The organism is Oscillibacter sp. KLE 1745, from assembly GCF_000469445.2.
GTDB lineage: Bacteria > Bacillota > Clostridia > Oscillospirales > Oscillospiraceae > Oscillibacter > Oscillibacter welbionis.
Genome location: NZ_KI271761.1, coordinates 452 through 1,086 on the forward strand (window position 1 = coordinate 452; position 635 = coordinate 1,086).

A 635-nucleotide genomic window follows, 5' to 3' on the forward strand; every position below is an offset into this window, starting at 1 on the left:
CGCACCCGCTGCCGCCGCTCCTGCTGCTGCACCTGCCCCGGCTGCAGCCCCCGTCGCAGCTGGCCAGAAGACCGTCATCGTCGTGGGCGGCGGCCCCGGCGGCTATGTGGCTGCCATCCGGGCGGCCCAGCTGGGCGCCAAAGTGACCCTAGTGGAGCGCGAGCACATCGGCGGCACCTGCCTGAACATCGGCTGCATCCCCACCAAGTGCCTGCTGCACAGCGCGGAGCTGGTGTCCGAGATCAAGGAACAGGGTGCTGACATCGGCGTGAAGGTCTCCGGTGTGGAAGTGGATTTCCCCCAGGTGATCGCCCACAAGAACGCCATCAGCAAGCAGCTGACCCAGGGTGTTGCCGGTCTGCTGAAGCAGAACAAGGTCGCCCGCGTAGACGGCGAGGCCAGCTTCACCGGCCCCAAGACCCTCTCTGTGAAGAAGTCCGACGGCTCCGTGGAGGAGATGACCGCCGACGCCATCATCGTGGCCACCGGCTCCGTCAACGCCCAGCCGCCCATCCCCGGTCTGAAGGAGAATCCCAACTGCATCGACTCCACCGGCGCCCTGAGCTTGGAACAGTTGCCCAAGAGCATGGTGGTCATCGGTGGCGGCGTCATCGGCCTGGAGCTGGCCTGCGCCT

At 66.9% G+C, this 635-nt stretch carries 1 protein-coding gene; it reads left to right on the top strand.

What is annotated here, in order from left to right; all coding sequences use genetic code 11:
- Positions 1–635: FAD-dependent oxidoreductase (locus tag HMPREF1546_RS14745; RefSeq protein ID WP_021752078.1), on the top strand; the 635-nt coding region annotated here is incomplete at both ends.